Consider the following 14,196-nt stretch of genomic DNA (forward strand, 5'->3'; position numbering starts at 1 on the left):
GTACGGCTCGCGATGCCATGCCGGAGCACGATCGCATTGAGCGAGCCCGCCGCATCAGCCGCGATCCTGACGGCCTACTGCTTTGGACCGACGGTTCCGGTTGTCTTCAGCCTCGCCGACCGCACCCAGCCCGAGACGTCGTTGCCCGTCCGCGGATTGATGTACATCACCGACGACCAGCCATCACTGGTTTGCGCATAGGCGACGAGCTCGTCATTCGGAATGACGAAGACACCGCTGACCGGACAGTGCAGATTGGGCGCCGAATAGAATTGCAGCCGTCCCGTGCCCGTCACCACATTGGCGAGCGGCGGCGAGAATATCGGGACCCGACTGGTGCCGGTCTGCGGCTCCTTGCAGCTCGACGGCGTCTGCGCATGCACGGACGCGCCGAGCGCACCGAGCATCACGGCGCAGCAGACGATGCAGGCGAGTACAGACCTGTCCGACATCACGTCATTCTCCCGGACGCACTTGAGGCCGTCGCCCGCTGGCTTGAGATGTTTGTCGCCGGACATGGCGATCAGGTTCTGCGAGATGCGGCAAAAGTTTGCGTAGCGGGACGGGCAGCGCCACGATCTAGCAATGCAGATGAATTCCTCCGGGGGCTAGGCGTCCGGTTTCCACTGCGCCACCGCCGTGTCGAGCCGTGTGCGGTCATCCGCCGACAGCATGTTGCAGATCTTCTCGTACAGATCCCGAAGGACCGGAATCTTGTCATTTGCGCTGTCATAGGTGCGAAGCGCAAGCGATCCCCAGATATAGGCCTGCTCCAGATTTCTCGGAGTAACCATGCCATCGAAAAGCAGCGCGGCCAGCGTATGCATTGCATTTGGCTGTCCTCGGTTGGCCGCCGCCGCCAACCAGCTCAGGCCTTTCGTGATATCCCGCTCTACCCCGTAGCCGTTCACGTAACACAGGCCGGCTCCATTCATCCCGTGAATGTCGCCCTGCTCCGCCGCCGCCAAGTACCAGCGAAACGCCGCGGAGAAATCAACGGGGCCTCCTCTGTTCGTAGTCAGCATGAGAGCGAGGTTCACCTGGGCGAAAACAACGCCTTGAACCGCGCCAATTTCGTAGAGCCGACGGGCCTCGCCGAAATCCTTCGGCACGCCCCTTCCGAGTTCGGCAAGCTTACCGAATTGCGCCGCCGCCTGCGCCTGCCCTTGGGCCAGGGCTTTGCGGTACCAAGCTGCAGCAATGGCGTAATCTTGCGGAACACCACGGCCGAAATAATAACACCGGCCGAGATGATATTGAGCGTCTGCGTCGCCTTGATCTGCCGCTGCGCGAAACCAATGGACAGCCCGATTGTCATCGCGCGGCGCCGTCTGGCCGTTCCAGTATATCAACCCGAGTTGGCGCTGCGCGAGCACACGCCCCAATTTGGCTGCGATCTCGTATAACCGCAGCGCCTCTGCGTGATCTTGTGCAACGCCTCGGCGGCCAGTCCGATAGAGAGAGGCAAGTTGGGAGGTCGCCTGCGGGTGTTGTTGCTCAGCAGCCAGCCGAAACCATTTCAGGGCCTCCGCGTCGTCAGGCTCAGTGCCAACGCCGTCGCGATAGCAGAACGCCAGATCGTTTTGGGCATCCGCCAAGCCCTGTACAGCGGCGGCCTTCAACCATCGCACCGCCTGCACTTGGTCCTGTGGCACCTGTTCGCCGGCCTTATAAAGCCTGGCCAGACTCAATTGGGCGCTGGCGTCGCCGGCCTCCGCCCGCCTCAACAGAGTCGGCAACCAGAGCCGTTCTTCCAGCTTTGCCAGAGGGCTCGGCTGGTCCGACAGGAAGCGGCTGCGCGGTTTGTTGATCCGGTCGTACAATCCCGTCTGGTCGACGATCTGCAGGAGTTGCTCGACGGGCAATGCAACATCGCGGGCCAGCAGCTTGATAAGCCAGTCGGCCAACTGCAATTCATCCCGCAACGCGAGCTGCCCCTCGGTCAGCGCTTTCGCGAACAAGGACGAGCCGACGCCGATGTTTCCCGACGCAAATGCGTTCGCAATTGCTTGAGCAGCACTCGTCGGTGACGGTTGGGCCACATCGGCATGTATCTCATCCACCCGCCCGCGCCGGTCTGCCGATACGCGCAGGAACGCTTCCGGTGCGGGCCGCCGCTCCGCCTCATTCGTCCGTAGGCGATCAAACAGCTGACTGAAAGATGAACGCGGGGACTCCTGTGGTGGATCCTGCGGGTCGGGCGCATCGCCCCGGAATACGAACTGTTCACTCCGGTCTGGAGCGGTCGCATCCGAACTCGCGGCCCAGGCAAGCGCCGCATCATAGGCCTCGCGCAGACGCAGGAACCCCGCTCGATCGTCCTCTGGCCGGGTTTGCTTCAGTCGCAACGCGTAGGCCTTGCGTATCGCGCCGACATCTCTGGTCGGTCCAATGCCCAGCGCGTCCCACGGAGACATCGGTGCAATGCTCACGAGAAGAACGTTGTGTCCACGCGATCCAGCCATGTGCTGAACCGGGTTCGATAGTTTTCGATCTCGCTTGGGATCTGACGCTCGAGAAGAGCACGAAAATCATCGATCAGCTTGCCAATCGCGGCGCGTTCGTCGCCCAATCTCTCTTCATACAGCCGCCCGGCCCGGGAGATGACGGCCTGATTTTCTGCCTGATCGCGCGGATGAATCTTGAGCGCCTTCAAAGTGGCCAAGCGTTCATCGATCTCCTGCTGGCTGAGGATGCCGGGATTGCCTTCGATGACGAGCTGAACGGTTTGGCCAGTGCTGACAACCAGCAGGTCGACCTCCAGAAGCCCACTCACATCATATGTGAAGCGAACATCGATGCGTTCCTTGCCGGCCGGCCCCGGCGGGACGGGCACCGAGAGTTGTCCAATCTCGATGTTGTCGGCGACCATCCGGGCTTCACCCTGGAATATGCGAAACCTGACCTCGCTCTGGCCGTCAGCCGACGTGGCGACCTGCTTCGAGCGGCTGACCGGAATCACGGTGTTGCGCTCGATGATCGGCAGATAGAGGCCGTCGAGAAACGAATTGTCGGCGAGACGGCTTCTTGTGTTGATGCCCAGCGAATACGGGGCGACATCCGTCATCACGATATCGTCGAGCGCCATATCGCGCATCTTCAACCCGGCTTGGACCGCGGCGCCGCGACCCACGACCTCATCCGGGCTGATCTGCGCAATCGGAAGCCGCTGGAACAGCCGGGCCGCCAGCCGTCGCACCACCGGCATGCGGGTTGCGCCACCGACCAGCACCAGGTCGGTGACTTGATCGGGATTTAGATTGGCGTCCCGGATCGCCCGCTCGATCGGGGCACGGAGCCGCCTGATCAGCGGCTCGCTGGCCGCTTCGAAATCGCTCCGCGTGATTGACCACCGCGTCGCGCCACCGTCGTGGACCAGTTCGATTTCGTGCTGCTCGTGGTCGGTAAGGGCGCGCTTGGCAATTTCGGCCTGACGGCGAAGATTGGCATGAACCTCCTTCGAATCGGATCGCGGAGGAATCCCGGCCAGAGCGCCGGCTTCGGCCATGAAACGATCCACGATCACGTCGACGAAATCCTCGCCGCCGAGGAAATTATCGCCGGCCGATGCGCGCACCTCCATGACGCCTTCGAACATTTCGAGGATGGACACGTCGAACGTTCCGCCTCCGAGATCGAGCACGAGAATCTTGCGCTCGCCCGCTCCCTCCTGAAGTCCATAGGCGAGAGCCGCAGCCGTCGGTTCGTTGAGAAGCCGCTCCACCTTCAGACCAGCCATTTCGCCCGCAGCCTTGGTGGCCTTGCGCTGGGCGTCATTGAAGTAGGCGGGAACGGTAATGATCGCTTCGCTGACCGACTGTCCGAGATAGGCTTCCGCATCGGCCTTCAACGCTTGAAGCACCAGCGCGGACAATTCCTCGGCCCGAAAGGACTTGGTGCCAAGCTGAAAGCTGCGATTGCTGCCCATGTAGCGTTTGAACGAGGCGGCCGACTGGCGCGAATGAGACAGCAGCCGTTCGCGTGCCGGCAGACCGACCAGGATGGCGCCGTCGTCATCCACACTCACCGCCGAAGGCGTAAGCAACGATCCAAGGGCATTGGGAATGAGTTCAGACTTACCGGCCTTCCACACGCCAACCAGACTGTTGGTCGTGCCGAGGTCAATTCCAATGATCATGCGCCAGCGAACCTCGTTGAACCTGCGACGTGCGCCGGTGAAATCGGGGCCAGTATATCTAGGGTAGCGACGCCGTGAAGTTGCTATCCGCAGGGGAAACAAACGGAAACAAAGACACCGGTCACACCGTCGGACAGTCAGGGAATTGATCGTGATTCACTTCGGCCGATGTCGAATCGCGCGTCAGCTCTCCGCTGACAACGCGAGTGCGTTTCAGCATCGAGGCAACCGTCCGATCCACCTCAGCGGCGCCGGTCGGGATTTGCTGGCAATTGGAAAATGGCGCGCCCGGAACGATTCGAACGTCCGACCCTCAGATTCGTAGTCTGATGCTCTATCCAGCTGAGCTACGGGCGCATTTTCGCGGCAGGGCTTTGAGCCCAGACGGATCCGAGAGGCCCGGAACGTCGCGAAAGAGCGCTCTAGCTACAGGCTCCCGGTCCGGTTGGCAAGGTCTGGAAACGCCAATTTCGGCGCGGTTTCGGCCGCGTCCCGGAACAACGGGACGCCGTTTACGCCCGTGCCCGCTCGCTGCGGACCGAGAGCAGTTCCACCGGACGATCCGGGATCGAGATCCGGAAGGTGGCGCCGATGGTGCCCTCGACCAGATGGATATGGCCGCCATGGGCGCGGATCAGTTCGGCGGCGATCGCGAGGCCAAGCCCGCTGCCGCCGGGGCGGCCGGAGGTCTGGAACGCCTCGAACAGGTGCTCGCGCGCCTTGGCGGGCACGCCGGGGCCGGTGTCGGAGACCTCGATGATCGCAACCGTCCCCTCGCGGCGGCCGGTGATGCGGATCTGCTGGGCGCCGCCGTCGCTGGCGGGGCGGCTTTCCAGCGCCTGCGCGGCGTTGCGCACCAGATTGAGCAGCACGCGGAACAGCTGGTCCGGGTCGACGTCGATGGTGAGCCCGCGCTCGATCGCGCTGATCCAGGTGATCGAGACATCGGTTGCGAGCCCGGCGGACTCGCGCACCTCGGCAACCGCCGGCTCAACCATGATGACGCGGCGATCGGGTGCCGCCTCCTGCGCGCGGCCATAGGACAATGTCGACTGGCAGAACGCGATGGCGCGCTCGAGCGAGCGCAGCAATTTCGGCGCGAAACGCTGCACCCGCGGATCGGGCACGCTGGCAAGCTGGTCCGACAGCAGCTGTGACGACGCCAAGAGGTTGCGCAGATCGTGATTGATCTTGGAGACGGCGAGCCCAAGCGCGGCAAGCCGGCTCTTCTGATGCAGCATCGAGACGAGGTCGCGCTGCATGTCCGACAGCTCACGCTCCGCAACGCCGATCTCGTCGCCGCGCTGGCTTGGCACGATGATTCGCGCCGCACTCTCCGGATTCTCGTGGAAGCCGACCAGGCTCGCGGTCAGCCGCCGCATCGGGCGGACGAACAGATAATGCAGCGCCAGATAGACCAGGCCGGCGGTGAGGCCGGCAATCAGGAGGGCGACGACCAGCACGTTGCGCGAGAAGCGGTACATCGCCTGCCGCAGCGGCTTCTCGTCGATCACCACCTCGATGAATTGCGCCTGGCCCGGCGCGGCGCCAACCACGCGGATGGTCTGGTCGCCGTGTTCCAGCATGATCTCGAAGGCATCGACGATCGCCGACCACACCGTCATGGTCCGCATGTCGACGTCATGGTCGATCGCGGCCGGCAGATCGGCGCTGGCAAGCAGGCGGCGCTGCTGCCCGAGCTTGATGGCGACGGCGCGGGCACCGATGCTGGTCAGGATCTGCCGCGCCAGCGAATCCGGCACCAGGCCGGAGGGGGCGGCATCGAGCACCAGCGCCGCGGTATTGGCGGCGGCCAGGCGGTCATTGAGCCGGTTCATCCGGAAGTTGGCGATCGCCGGCACGTAGATCAGGAGCCCGGCGATCATCACCAGGGGGATCGTCAGCAGCAACAGCTTGCCCGACAGCCCGAGCCGAAGGGACGGCTTGGGCCGCTGCTTCTGCGCGGGCGCCTGATCGTCAGTTAGAGCCACAAGATAAGGCCTTGGTTGGCTTAGGGGTCGGAAGATGCCGCCCGGCCCCCAAGCCGGTCAAATTACGGATCGCTAATGTCGGCGGTTCCTAGAGCATTTTCGGTTCTGATTGAATCAGAACCGAAGCTCTAGCTTCTTGTTTTGACGCGTTTTCTTCACGCGAACCGGTGCCCACTTCGCTCGAAAACGCTCTAGAGCGCCCGATAGCGCCCCTCACCGTCAAAAACCCCGCGAAAACAGATATATTCGCCCTAATTGCGACGTTTCGAAGAAGCCCGTTTGCGGCGCCCTGTGACATTGACGAAAACAGGACGCTCCCTTATAAGCCGCGCCAACTGTCCGCGATGGCCCGGTTCTTGACCCGGGGGCGGCTCGTTTGGGGCCGTAACCGGCTCGTTTGAGCCCGCCAGCATCACCGGACTCCATCTCAATACAACGGCAAATTGCCCGGTCAGCGGAGAATTACCCGTGAAGCGGACTTATCAACCCAGCAAACTGGTGCGCAAGCGCCGTCACGGCTTCCGCGCCCGTCTCGCCACGGCCGGCGGCCGCAAGGTCCTCGCTGCGCGCCGCGCGCGTGGCCGCAAGCGCCTGAGCGCCTGAGCCCGGACGTCTCCACTCCGGAGATACCCATTATGGATCGGCTGAGGCAGCGGGCGGATTTCCTCGCCGTTGCCAATGGCGTGCGGGCGAATACCGCAGCTTTTGTGCTGCAGGGCCGCCGCCGCGACGATCAGGGCCCGATCCGCGTCGGCTATACCGTCACCAAGAAGAATGGCACCGCGACCGAGCGCAATCGCATTCGCCGCCGGCTTCGCGAAGTGATTAGACGGGTCGATGCCATATACATGCGGCCGCACCATGATTATGTGCTAGTCGGCCGTCGTGACGCGCTGACCCGCGACTTTGCGACCATGCTTGACGACCTGCGGTCGGCGCTGCGCCGCCTCGACCGGCCTGCGCCAAAGGCGGGTAACACAAGCGCGCCCAATCCGAACGGAATGACGAGACCATAAGAGATGTCCGACAACCGCAACACGATCCTTGCCGTCATTCTGTCCGGCTTCGTCCTGATCGCCTGGCAATATTTCTACAATGTGCCGCAGATGGAGAAGCAGCGCGAAGTCCAGCGCCAGGCCGAGGTGCAGAAGCCAGCGGCTCAGCCGGCGGCTCCGGGTGCCACTCCTGGCGCCGCTCCGGGGACTTCTGCGTCGCCGGCGCCGGGCGCACCTGCTGCCGACGCCCCGGTGGCGAGCCGCGAGGCGGTGCTCGCTTCCGGCCCGCGCATCAAGATCGACACGCCGCGCGTCACCGGCAGCATCGCGTTGAAGGGCGCCCGGATCGACGATCTCGCGCTGGTCCAGTTCCGCGAGACGGTCGACCCCAAATCGCCGGCTGTCGTGCTGCTGTCGCCGTCGGGCACGGCCGAGCCTTACTATGCCGAGTTCCTGTGGCTGACCGCCAACGGCTCGTCGGTGAAGACCCCGAATGGCGAAACCGTCTGGCAGCAGGAAGGGTCGAACAGCCTGTCGCCGACGAGCCCGGTGACGCTGAAATACGATAACGGCCAGGGGCTGATCTTCCGCCGCACCATCGCGATCGACGATCGCTACCTCTTCACCGTCAAGGACGAGGTCAACAATCTCGGCAGCGCCCCGGTCACGCTGTATCCGTTCGGGCTGATCTCGCGCGGCGGCAAGCCGCCGGTCTCCGGCTACGCGATCCTGCACGAAGGCCCGATCGGCTATCTCGGCGAACATGGCCTGCAGGAATACACCTACAAGAACATCGACGAGGCCAAGACCTCGACCGGCGGAAACTCGCGCGGCGTCGTGTTCTCGAAGGTCACCAACGGCTGGCTCGGCATCACCGACAAATACTGGGCCACGGCGCTGCTGCCCGACACCGACGCAACGCTCGAAACCGCGAGGTTCACCACCGGCGACAAGCGCTACCAGGCCGACTACATGCTCGGCGGGCAGACCATCCCGATCGGCGGCACCGCCGTCGCCAGTGGGCGGCTGTTCGCCGGCGCGAAGGAGGCCGCTGTCGTCGGCCTCAACTTCCCGCTGGTCGGCTTCGGCGGCTACAACAAGCAGCTCGGCCTCAACCATTTCGATCTGCTGATCGACTGGGGCCACTTCTACTTCATCACCAAGCCGATGTTCCTGGCGCTCGACTGGTTCTATCGCCTGGTCGGCAATTTCGGCATCGCGATCCTGCTGGTGACCGTGATCGTGAAGCTGCTGTTCTTCCCGCTCGCCAACAAGTCCTACGCCTCGATGGCGAAGATGAAGTCGGTGCAGCCGCAGCTCGCCGCGCTGAAGGAGCGCTATCCTGACGACCGCGTGAAGCAGCAGCAGGAGATGATGGAGATCTACAAGAAGGAGAAGATCAACCCGATCGCCGGTTGTCTTCCCGTCGCCTTGCAGATCCCGGTGTTCTTCTCGCTCTACAAGGTGCTGTTCATCACCATCGAAATGCGGCACGCGCCGTTCTTCGGCTGGATCAAGGACCTCTCGGCGCCCGATCCGACCAACCTGTTCACGCTGTTCGGGCTGATTCCGTTCGACCCGATCGCGCTGCTCGGACCGCATATCGGGGCCTATCTGGTGATGGGCATCTGGCCGATCATCATGGGCATCACGATGTGGGTCCAGATGAAGCTCAACCCGGCGCCGCCGGATCCGACCCAGAAGATGATCTTCGACTGGATGCCGCTGATCTTCACCTTCATGCTGGCGGGCTTCCCGGCGGGCCTCGTGATCTACTGGGCCTGGAACAACACGCTCTCCGTGCTGCAGCAGAGCTTCATCATGCGCAAGAACGGCGTGAAGGTAGAGTTGTTCGACAATCTCAAATCCACGTTTCAAAAAAAAAGCGTGACGACTGAGACCAAGAAAGCGACGTAGCTTCCAGCAGCAGCGCTTGATCACCGCGTCATGCCCGGCCTCGTGCCGGGCATCGACGTATTGGAGGGCGGCAAGACGTTGACCTGGATGGCCGGGTCGTCTTACGCCAAAGACACGCCTTGGGCCTTTGCCTGGCCACCACAAGATGGGATCCTTCGCATGAGCACCGAACCCGATGCGGCGCTGATCGAGCAGGGACGAAAGCTGTTCGCCGGCGACTGGCGTTTCATCTGGGCCTCGCCCTCGATCGAGACGCTGCCGCCGATGGCCGGCCTCGAGGTCGCCTTTGCCGGCCGCTCCAATGTCGGCAAATCGAGCCTGATCAACGCGCTGACCGGCCGCAATGCGCTAGCTCGCACCTCGCATACGCCGGGGCGCACCCAGGAACTGATCTTCTTCGAGGGCCCGGAAAACGCGGACTTTCGTCTCGTCGACATGCCCGGTTACGGCTACGCCTCGGCGCCGAAGACCAAGGTGGCGTCATGGACGGCGCTGATTCACAAGTTCCTGCTCGGGCGCGCCACGCTGGCGCGGGTCTATGTGCTGATCGACGCACGCCACGGCATCAAGGACGTCGACCTCGACGTGCTGAAGACGCTGGATAAGTCCGCGGTCAGCTATCAGGTCGTGCTGACCAAGGCCGACCAGGTCAAGGCCGGCGAACTGAAGACCGTGATCGCCGACACGTCAGCGACGCTGGCAAAGCATCCCGCCGCGTTCCCCGAACTGCTGGTGACCTCGTCGCGGACCGGCGACGGCATGCCGGAGTTGCGCGCCGCGATGGTGCGGCTGATCGAGGAACGGCGCCGATGAACGGCCTATCCCGCCTTCTGATCTGCGTTGCCGCCGTGATGGGCGCCTGCGGCGTGATGCTGGCGGCGGGCGCAGCCCATTTGCCAGATGCCACGCGGCTGGCGGCGGCGTCCACGATGCTGCTGTTCCATGCACCCGCCGCCATCGCGACCATCGCCGTTGCGGACCGCGCGGTCATCCATGCGAAGTTCGGAATTACGGCAGCGGCCGGCTTCGTCATCGCTGCGTCATTGTTCGCGGGCGACCTCGTGCTGCGCCAATATGCCGGCCATGGATTGTTTCCGATGGCCGCCCCGACTGGCGGAACGCTGCTGATCCTGAGCTGGCTGGTGCTGGCGGTCGCAGCGATGTGGCCGAGGCGGTGATGACTGCCTTCTCCCCTTGTGGGAGAAGGTGGCGTGGACGCAGTCCACGCCGGATGAGGGGTCTCTATCCGCGGAGACAGACCCCTCACCCGGCTCCGATGCTATCGCATCGAAGCCACCCTCTCCCACAAGGGGAGAGGGTTTGAAGACCACTTTGCGCGCTGCCCGCCAATCAGATAGAACCCTGCGCGCCCCTCCGCTGACGACGAGACCAGTCCCATGACCGACCAGCACATCAGCCCGCTCGATCAGGCCCGCATCCTGTCCGAGGCGCTGCCGCACATGCAGGAATATGACGAGGAAACCATCGTCATCAAATATGGCGGCCATGCCATGGGCGCCGAGGACACCGCCAAGGCGTTCGCGCGCGACATCGTGCTGCTGGAGCAGACCGCGATCAATCCGGTGGTCGTGCATGGCGGCGGGCCGCAGATCGCGACCATGCTGAAGCGCCTCGGCATTCAGTCGGAATTCGCGGCCGGCCTGCGCATCACCGACGCCGCGACCATCGAGATCGTCGAGATGGTGCTGGCGGGCTCGGTCAACAAGCAGATCGTCGGCTACATCAACGAAGCCGGCGGCAAGGCCGTTGGCCTCTCCGGCAAGGACGGCAACATGGTTAAGGCGTCGAAGACGACGCGCACCATGGTCGATCCGGATTCCAATATCGAGAAGGCGGTCGACCTCGGCTTCGTCGGCGACCCCGAAAAGGTCGACCTCACGCTGCTCAATCAGCTGATCGGCTATGAGCTGATCCCGGTGCTGGCGCCGCTGGCGACCTCGCAGGACGGCCAGACGCTGAACATCAACGCCGACACCTTTGCCGGCGCGATCGCGGGCGCGCTGAAGGCCAAGCGCCTGCTGCTGCTGACCGACGTGCCCGGCGTGCTGGACAAGTCCAAGAAGCTGATCCCGGACCTCTCGATCAAGGAAGCCCGCAAGCTGATCGCCGACGGCACGATCTCCGGCGGCATGATCCCGAAGGTCGAGACCTGCATCTATGCGCTCGAGCAGGGCGTGCAGGGCGTCGTGATCATCGACGGCAAGACGCAGCACGCGGTGCTGCTCGAGCTCTTCACCAACCAGGGCACCGGCACGCTGATCCATAAGTAATGGCAGACGCGGCAGCGCGAATGAAGGCCGTCATCGCGGGACTCATGGCGAGGATGCCTCGCCGGTCGCCGGCGACGCGGCTCGCGATGTCGCTGCCGGCCGCGCTGGTATCAATCCTGTTCTCGTCGGCGCCGGCGCATGCCGACCTCAAGCTCTGCAACCGCATGAGCTATGTGATCGAGGCCGCGATCGGCATCGACGACAAGGCGGCGACAGCGACACGCGGCTGGTTCCGCATCGATCCCGCGACCTGCCGGGTGGTGGTGCAGGGCACGCTGACCGCCGACCGCGTGCTGCTCAATGCGCGCGCGCTCGGCGTCTACGGCGCCTCGCCGATCCCGCAGAACGGCACCGACACGCTCTGCGTCGCGCAGGACAATTTCGTGATCGCCGCCGCGCGCCAATGCCGCTCCGGCCAGACGCCGGCGCAGTTCACCCAGATCACGCCGACGCAGACCGATGACGGCAATCTCGTCGCCTATCTCGCCGAGGACAGCGAGTATGACGACGAGCAGGCGCGGCTCGCCGGCATCCAGCGCCTGCTGGTGATCGCGGGCTACGACGCGGCGCCGATCGATGGCGTCGACGGGCCGAAGACCCAGAGCGCGCTGTCGGCGTTCCTGAAGGGCCGCGGGCTCGCCAGCGACATCGTGCAGTCGCCGAACTTCTTCGCCACCATGATCGATGCCGTGCAGAAGCCGTCGGCGTCGGGGCTGACCTGGTGCAACGATACACAGTACAAGGTGATGGCCGCAGTTGCGACCGATGACGGCAAGGTGGTGACCAGCCGCGGCTGGTATCGGATCGACCCCGGCAAGTGCCTGCACCCCGACGTCACTGGCATGCCGAAGCAGATCTATTCGTTCGCCGAGGCCGTCGACAGCGACAACCGCGCCATCCGCATCAGGGACAAGCCACTGAACTGGGGCGGCGCGGTGCAGCTTTGCACCCGCGAGAGCAAATTCGAGATCAACGAGCAGGGCGATTGCGCCACCCGCGGCCTCGCCGCGCTCGGCTTCACCACCGTCGACATGACCAGCGGCGGCAAGACGCTGCGCTTTGCGATGCCGTGATGCACGGGACAACGGATTGAGAGCGCCATGAAAACTCCCCGCAGCTTCGGCCATGTCGAGACCTGGGTGTTCGACCTCGACAACACGCTGTACCCGCATCACGTCAATCTGTGGCAGCAGGTCGATGCGCGGATCGGCGAGTTCGTCAGCAACTGGCTGAAGGTGACGCCCGGGGAAGCGCGACGCCTGCAGAAGGACTATTACCTGCGCTACGGCACCACGATGCGCGGCATGATGACCGAGCATGGCGTGCAGGCGGACGACTACCTCGCCTATGTGCACAAGATCGATCATTCCCCGCTGCAGCCGAATCCGGCGATGGGGGCTGCGATCGCCAAACTCCCCGGGCGCAAGCTGATCCTGACCAACGGCTCGGTCGACCATGTCGATGCGGTGCTGGACCGGCTCGGCATCACCAACCATTTCGACGGCGTGTTCGACATCATCGCGGCCGATCTCGAGCCGAAACCGGCGCCGCAGACCTATCAGAAGTTCCTCAGGCTGCACGACGTCGATCCGGCAAAAGCCGCGATGTTCGAGGACCTCGCGCGCAATCTGGTCGTGCCCCATGAGCTCGGCATGACCACCGTGCTGGTGGTGCCCGACGGCAGCCAGGAGGTGGTGCGCGAGACCTGGGAGCTCGAAGGCCGCGACGCCGCCCATGTCGACCATGTCACGGACGATCTGACCGGGTTCTTGCAGCGGCTGAACGGAAAGCCCTGATCTCTCCCACGTCGTCCCGGCGAAAGCCGGGACCCATAACCACAAATTTCGGTTGGGTTGTACGCTGCGGCCCCAGCGTGACTCATCAATAACATTCGGGGTAATGGGTCCCGGCCTTCGCCGGGACGACGTTGAGTTAGCCTTGACTCTCCTGCCCCAAATTCCGAAAAAGCCCTGCAAAATTCCCGTCATAATCCCCGATACGCCCAAGGATTGTCCCGATGTCGCTGTCCGCCCTCGAAACCACCGTCAACACCGCGTTCGACGCCCGCGAAGGCATTTCGACCTCGACCAAGGGCGAGGTCCGCGAGGCCGTCGATCACGCGCTGGAGCTGCTCGACAAGGGCGAGACCCGCGTCGCGGAGCGCGAGGCCAGCGGCAAGTGGAAGGTCAATCAGTGGCTGAAGAAGGCGGTGCTGCTCTCGTTCCGCCTCAACGACATGGGCCAGATCGCGGGCGGCCCGGGCAAGGCGTCTTGGTGGGACAAGGTGCCCTCGAAGTTCGAGGGCTGGGGCGAGAACCGCTTTCGCGACGCCGGCTTCCGCGCCGTGCCGGGCGCGATCGTGCGCCGCTCGGCCTTCATCGCCCGCAACGTCGTGCTGATGCCCTCCTTCGTCAATCTCGGCGCCTATGTCGATGAAGCCACCATGATCGACACCTGGTCGACGGTCGGCTCCTGCGCCCAGATCGGCAAGCGCGTGCACATCTCCGGCGGCGTCGGCATCGGCGGCGTGCTCGAGCCGCTGCAGGCCGAGCCTGTCATCGTCGAGGACGACTGCTTCATCGGCGCGCGCAGCGAGGTCGCCGAGGGCGTGATCGTGCGCAAGGGCGCAGTGCTGGCGATGGGCGTGTTCCTCGGCGCCTCCACCAAGATCGTCGACCGCGAGACCGGCGAGATCTTCGTCGGCGAGGTCCCGGAATATGCCGTCGTGGTGCCCGGCACCATGCCGGCCAAGCCGCTCAAGAACGGCCAGCCGGGACCTGCGGTCGCCTGCGCCGTGATCGTCAAGCGCGTCGACGAGCGCACCCGCGCCAAGACCAGCATCAACGAGCTGCTGCGGGACTGAT

At 64.1% G+C, this 14,196-nt stretch carries 13 protein-coding genes and 1 tRNA gene; 9 read left to right on the forward strand and 5 right to left on the reverse strand.

Annotated features, from left to right (window positions below; genetic code table 11):
• Window positions 1–74: 74 nt before the first annotated feature.
• The 5 genes from HAP48_RS12670 to HAP48_RS12690 form a co-directional block, all read right to left on the reverse strand.
• Window positions 75–518: a hypothetical protein gene (locus tag HAP48_RS12670; RefSeq protein ID WP_224497037.1), complete on the reverse strand. Its 444-nt coding sequence runs from the start codon at window positions 516–518 to the stop codon at window positions 75–77.
• Between the two features lie 90 nt (window positions 519–608).
• Window positions 609–2,432, reverse strand: coding sequence for a tetratricopeptide repeat protein (locus HAP48_RS12675; RefSeq protein ID WP_166213522.1), 1,824 nt, complete (start codon window positions 2,430–2,432; stop codon window positions 609–611).
• Entirely contained in the window at window positions 2,429–4,138 is a 1,710-nt protein-coding gene (locus HAP48_RS12680) for an Hsp70 family protein (protein WP_166213521.1), read from the reverse strand. The genes HAP48_RS12675 and HAP48_RS12680 overlap by 4 nt, the downstream gene beginning before the upstream one ends.
• A gap of 280 nt (window positions 4,139–4,418) precedes the next feature.
• Window positions 4,419–4,495, reverse strand: a tRNA-Arg gene (locus HAP48_RS12685).
• A gap of 155 nt (window positions 4,496–4,650) precedes the next feature.
• Window positions 4,651–6,129, reverse strand: coding sequence for a sensor histidine kinase (locus HAP48_RS12690; RefSeq protein WP_166213520.1), 1,479 nt, complete (start codon window positions 6,127–6,129; stop codon window positions 4,651–4,653).
• A 468-nt stretch (window positions 6,130–6,597) separates the two neighbouring features.
• Between HAP48_RS12690 and rpmH the strand changes: the two genes are divergently transcribed.
• The 9 genes from rpmH to dapD all read left to right on the forward strand — a co-directional run bounded on the left by rpmH (window position 6,598) and on the right by dapD (window position 14,195).
• Window positions 6,598–6,732, forward strand: coding sequence for a 50S ribosomal protein L34 (rpmH, locus tag HAP48_RS12695; protein ID WP_008542748.1), 135 nt, complete (start codon window positions 6,598–6,600; stop codon window positions 6,730–6,732).
• Window positions 6,733–6,764: 32 nt separating this feature from the next.
• Window positions 6,765–7,145 (forward strand): ribonuclease P protein component, encoded by a 381-nt coding sequence (rnpA, locus tag HAP48_RS12700; RefSeq protein ID WP_166213519.1) that lies wholly within the window; start codon window positions 6,765–6,767, stop codon window positions 7,143–7,145.
• Window positions 7,146–7,148: 3 nt separating this feature from the next.
• Window positions 7,149–9,041 carry a membrane protein insertase YidC gene (yidC, locus tag HAP48_RS12705; RefSeq protein WP_166213518.1) on the forward strand — a complete coding sequence of 631 codons (1,893 nt, stop codon included), beginning with the start codon at window positions 7,149–7,151 and terminating at the stop codon, window positions 9,039–9,041.
• Between the two features lie 159 nt (window positions 9,042–9,200).
• Entirely contained in the window at window positions 9,201–9,854 is a 654-nt protein-coding gene (gene yihA, locus HAP48_RS12710) for a ribosome biogenesis GTP-binding protein YihA/YsxC (protein ID WP_166213517.1), read from the forward strand.
• On the forward strand, window positions 9,851–10,219 hold the full coding sequence (locus HAP48_RS12715; protein ID WP_166213516.1) for a DUF423 domain-containing protein: 369 nt from the start codon (window positions 9,851–9,853) through the stop codon (window positions 10,217–10,219). The genes yihA and HAP48_RS12715 overlap by 4 nt, the downstream gene beginning before the upstream one ends.
• A 219-nt stretch (window positions 10,220–10,438) precedes the next feature.
• Complete coding sequence (argB, locus tag HAP48_RS12720) at window positions 10,439–11,332, forward strand: acetylglutamate kinase (RefSeq protein WP_029083632.1); 894 nt, start codon at window positions 10,439–10,441, stop codon at window positions 11,330–11,332.
• Between the two features lie 86 nt (window positions 11,333–11,418).
• Window positions 11,419–12,405, forward strand: coding sequence for a DUF1036 domain-containing protein (locus HAP48_RS12725; RefSeq protein ID WP_166216448.1), 987 nt, complete (start codon window positions 11,419–11,421; stop codon window positions 12,403–12,405).
• A 27-nt stretch (window positions 12,406–12,432) separates the two neighbouring features.
• Window positions 12,433–13,128, forward strand: a complete 696-nt coding sequence (locus HAP48_RS12730) for a pyrimidine 5'-nucleotidase (RefSeq protein ID WP_166213515.1) — start codon at window positions 12,433–12,435, stop codon at window positions 13,126–13,128.
• 221 nt (window positions 13,129–13,349) lie between these two features.
• Window positions 13,350–14,195, forward strand: coding sequence for a 2,3,4,5-tetrahydropyridine-2,6-dicarboxylate N-succinyltransferase (gene dapD, locus HAP48_RS12735; protein WP_166213514.1), 846 nt, complete (start codon window positions 13,350–13,352; stop codon window positions 14,193–14,195).
• Window position 14,196 lies beyond the last annotated feature (1 nt).

Origin of the sequence: Bradyrhizobium septentrionale (assembly GCF_011516645.4) — a bacterium.
GTDB classification, from domain to species: Bacteria; Pseudomonadota; Alphaproteobacteria; order Rhizobiales; family Xanthobacteraceae; genus Bradyrhizobium; species Bradyrhizobium septentrionale.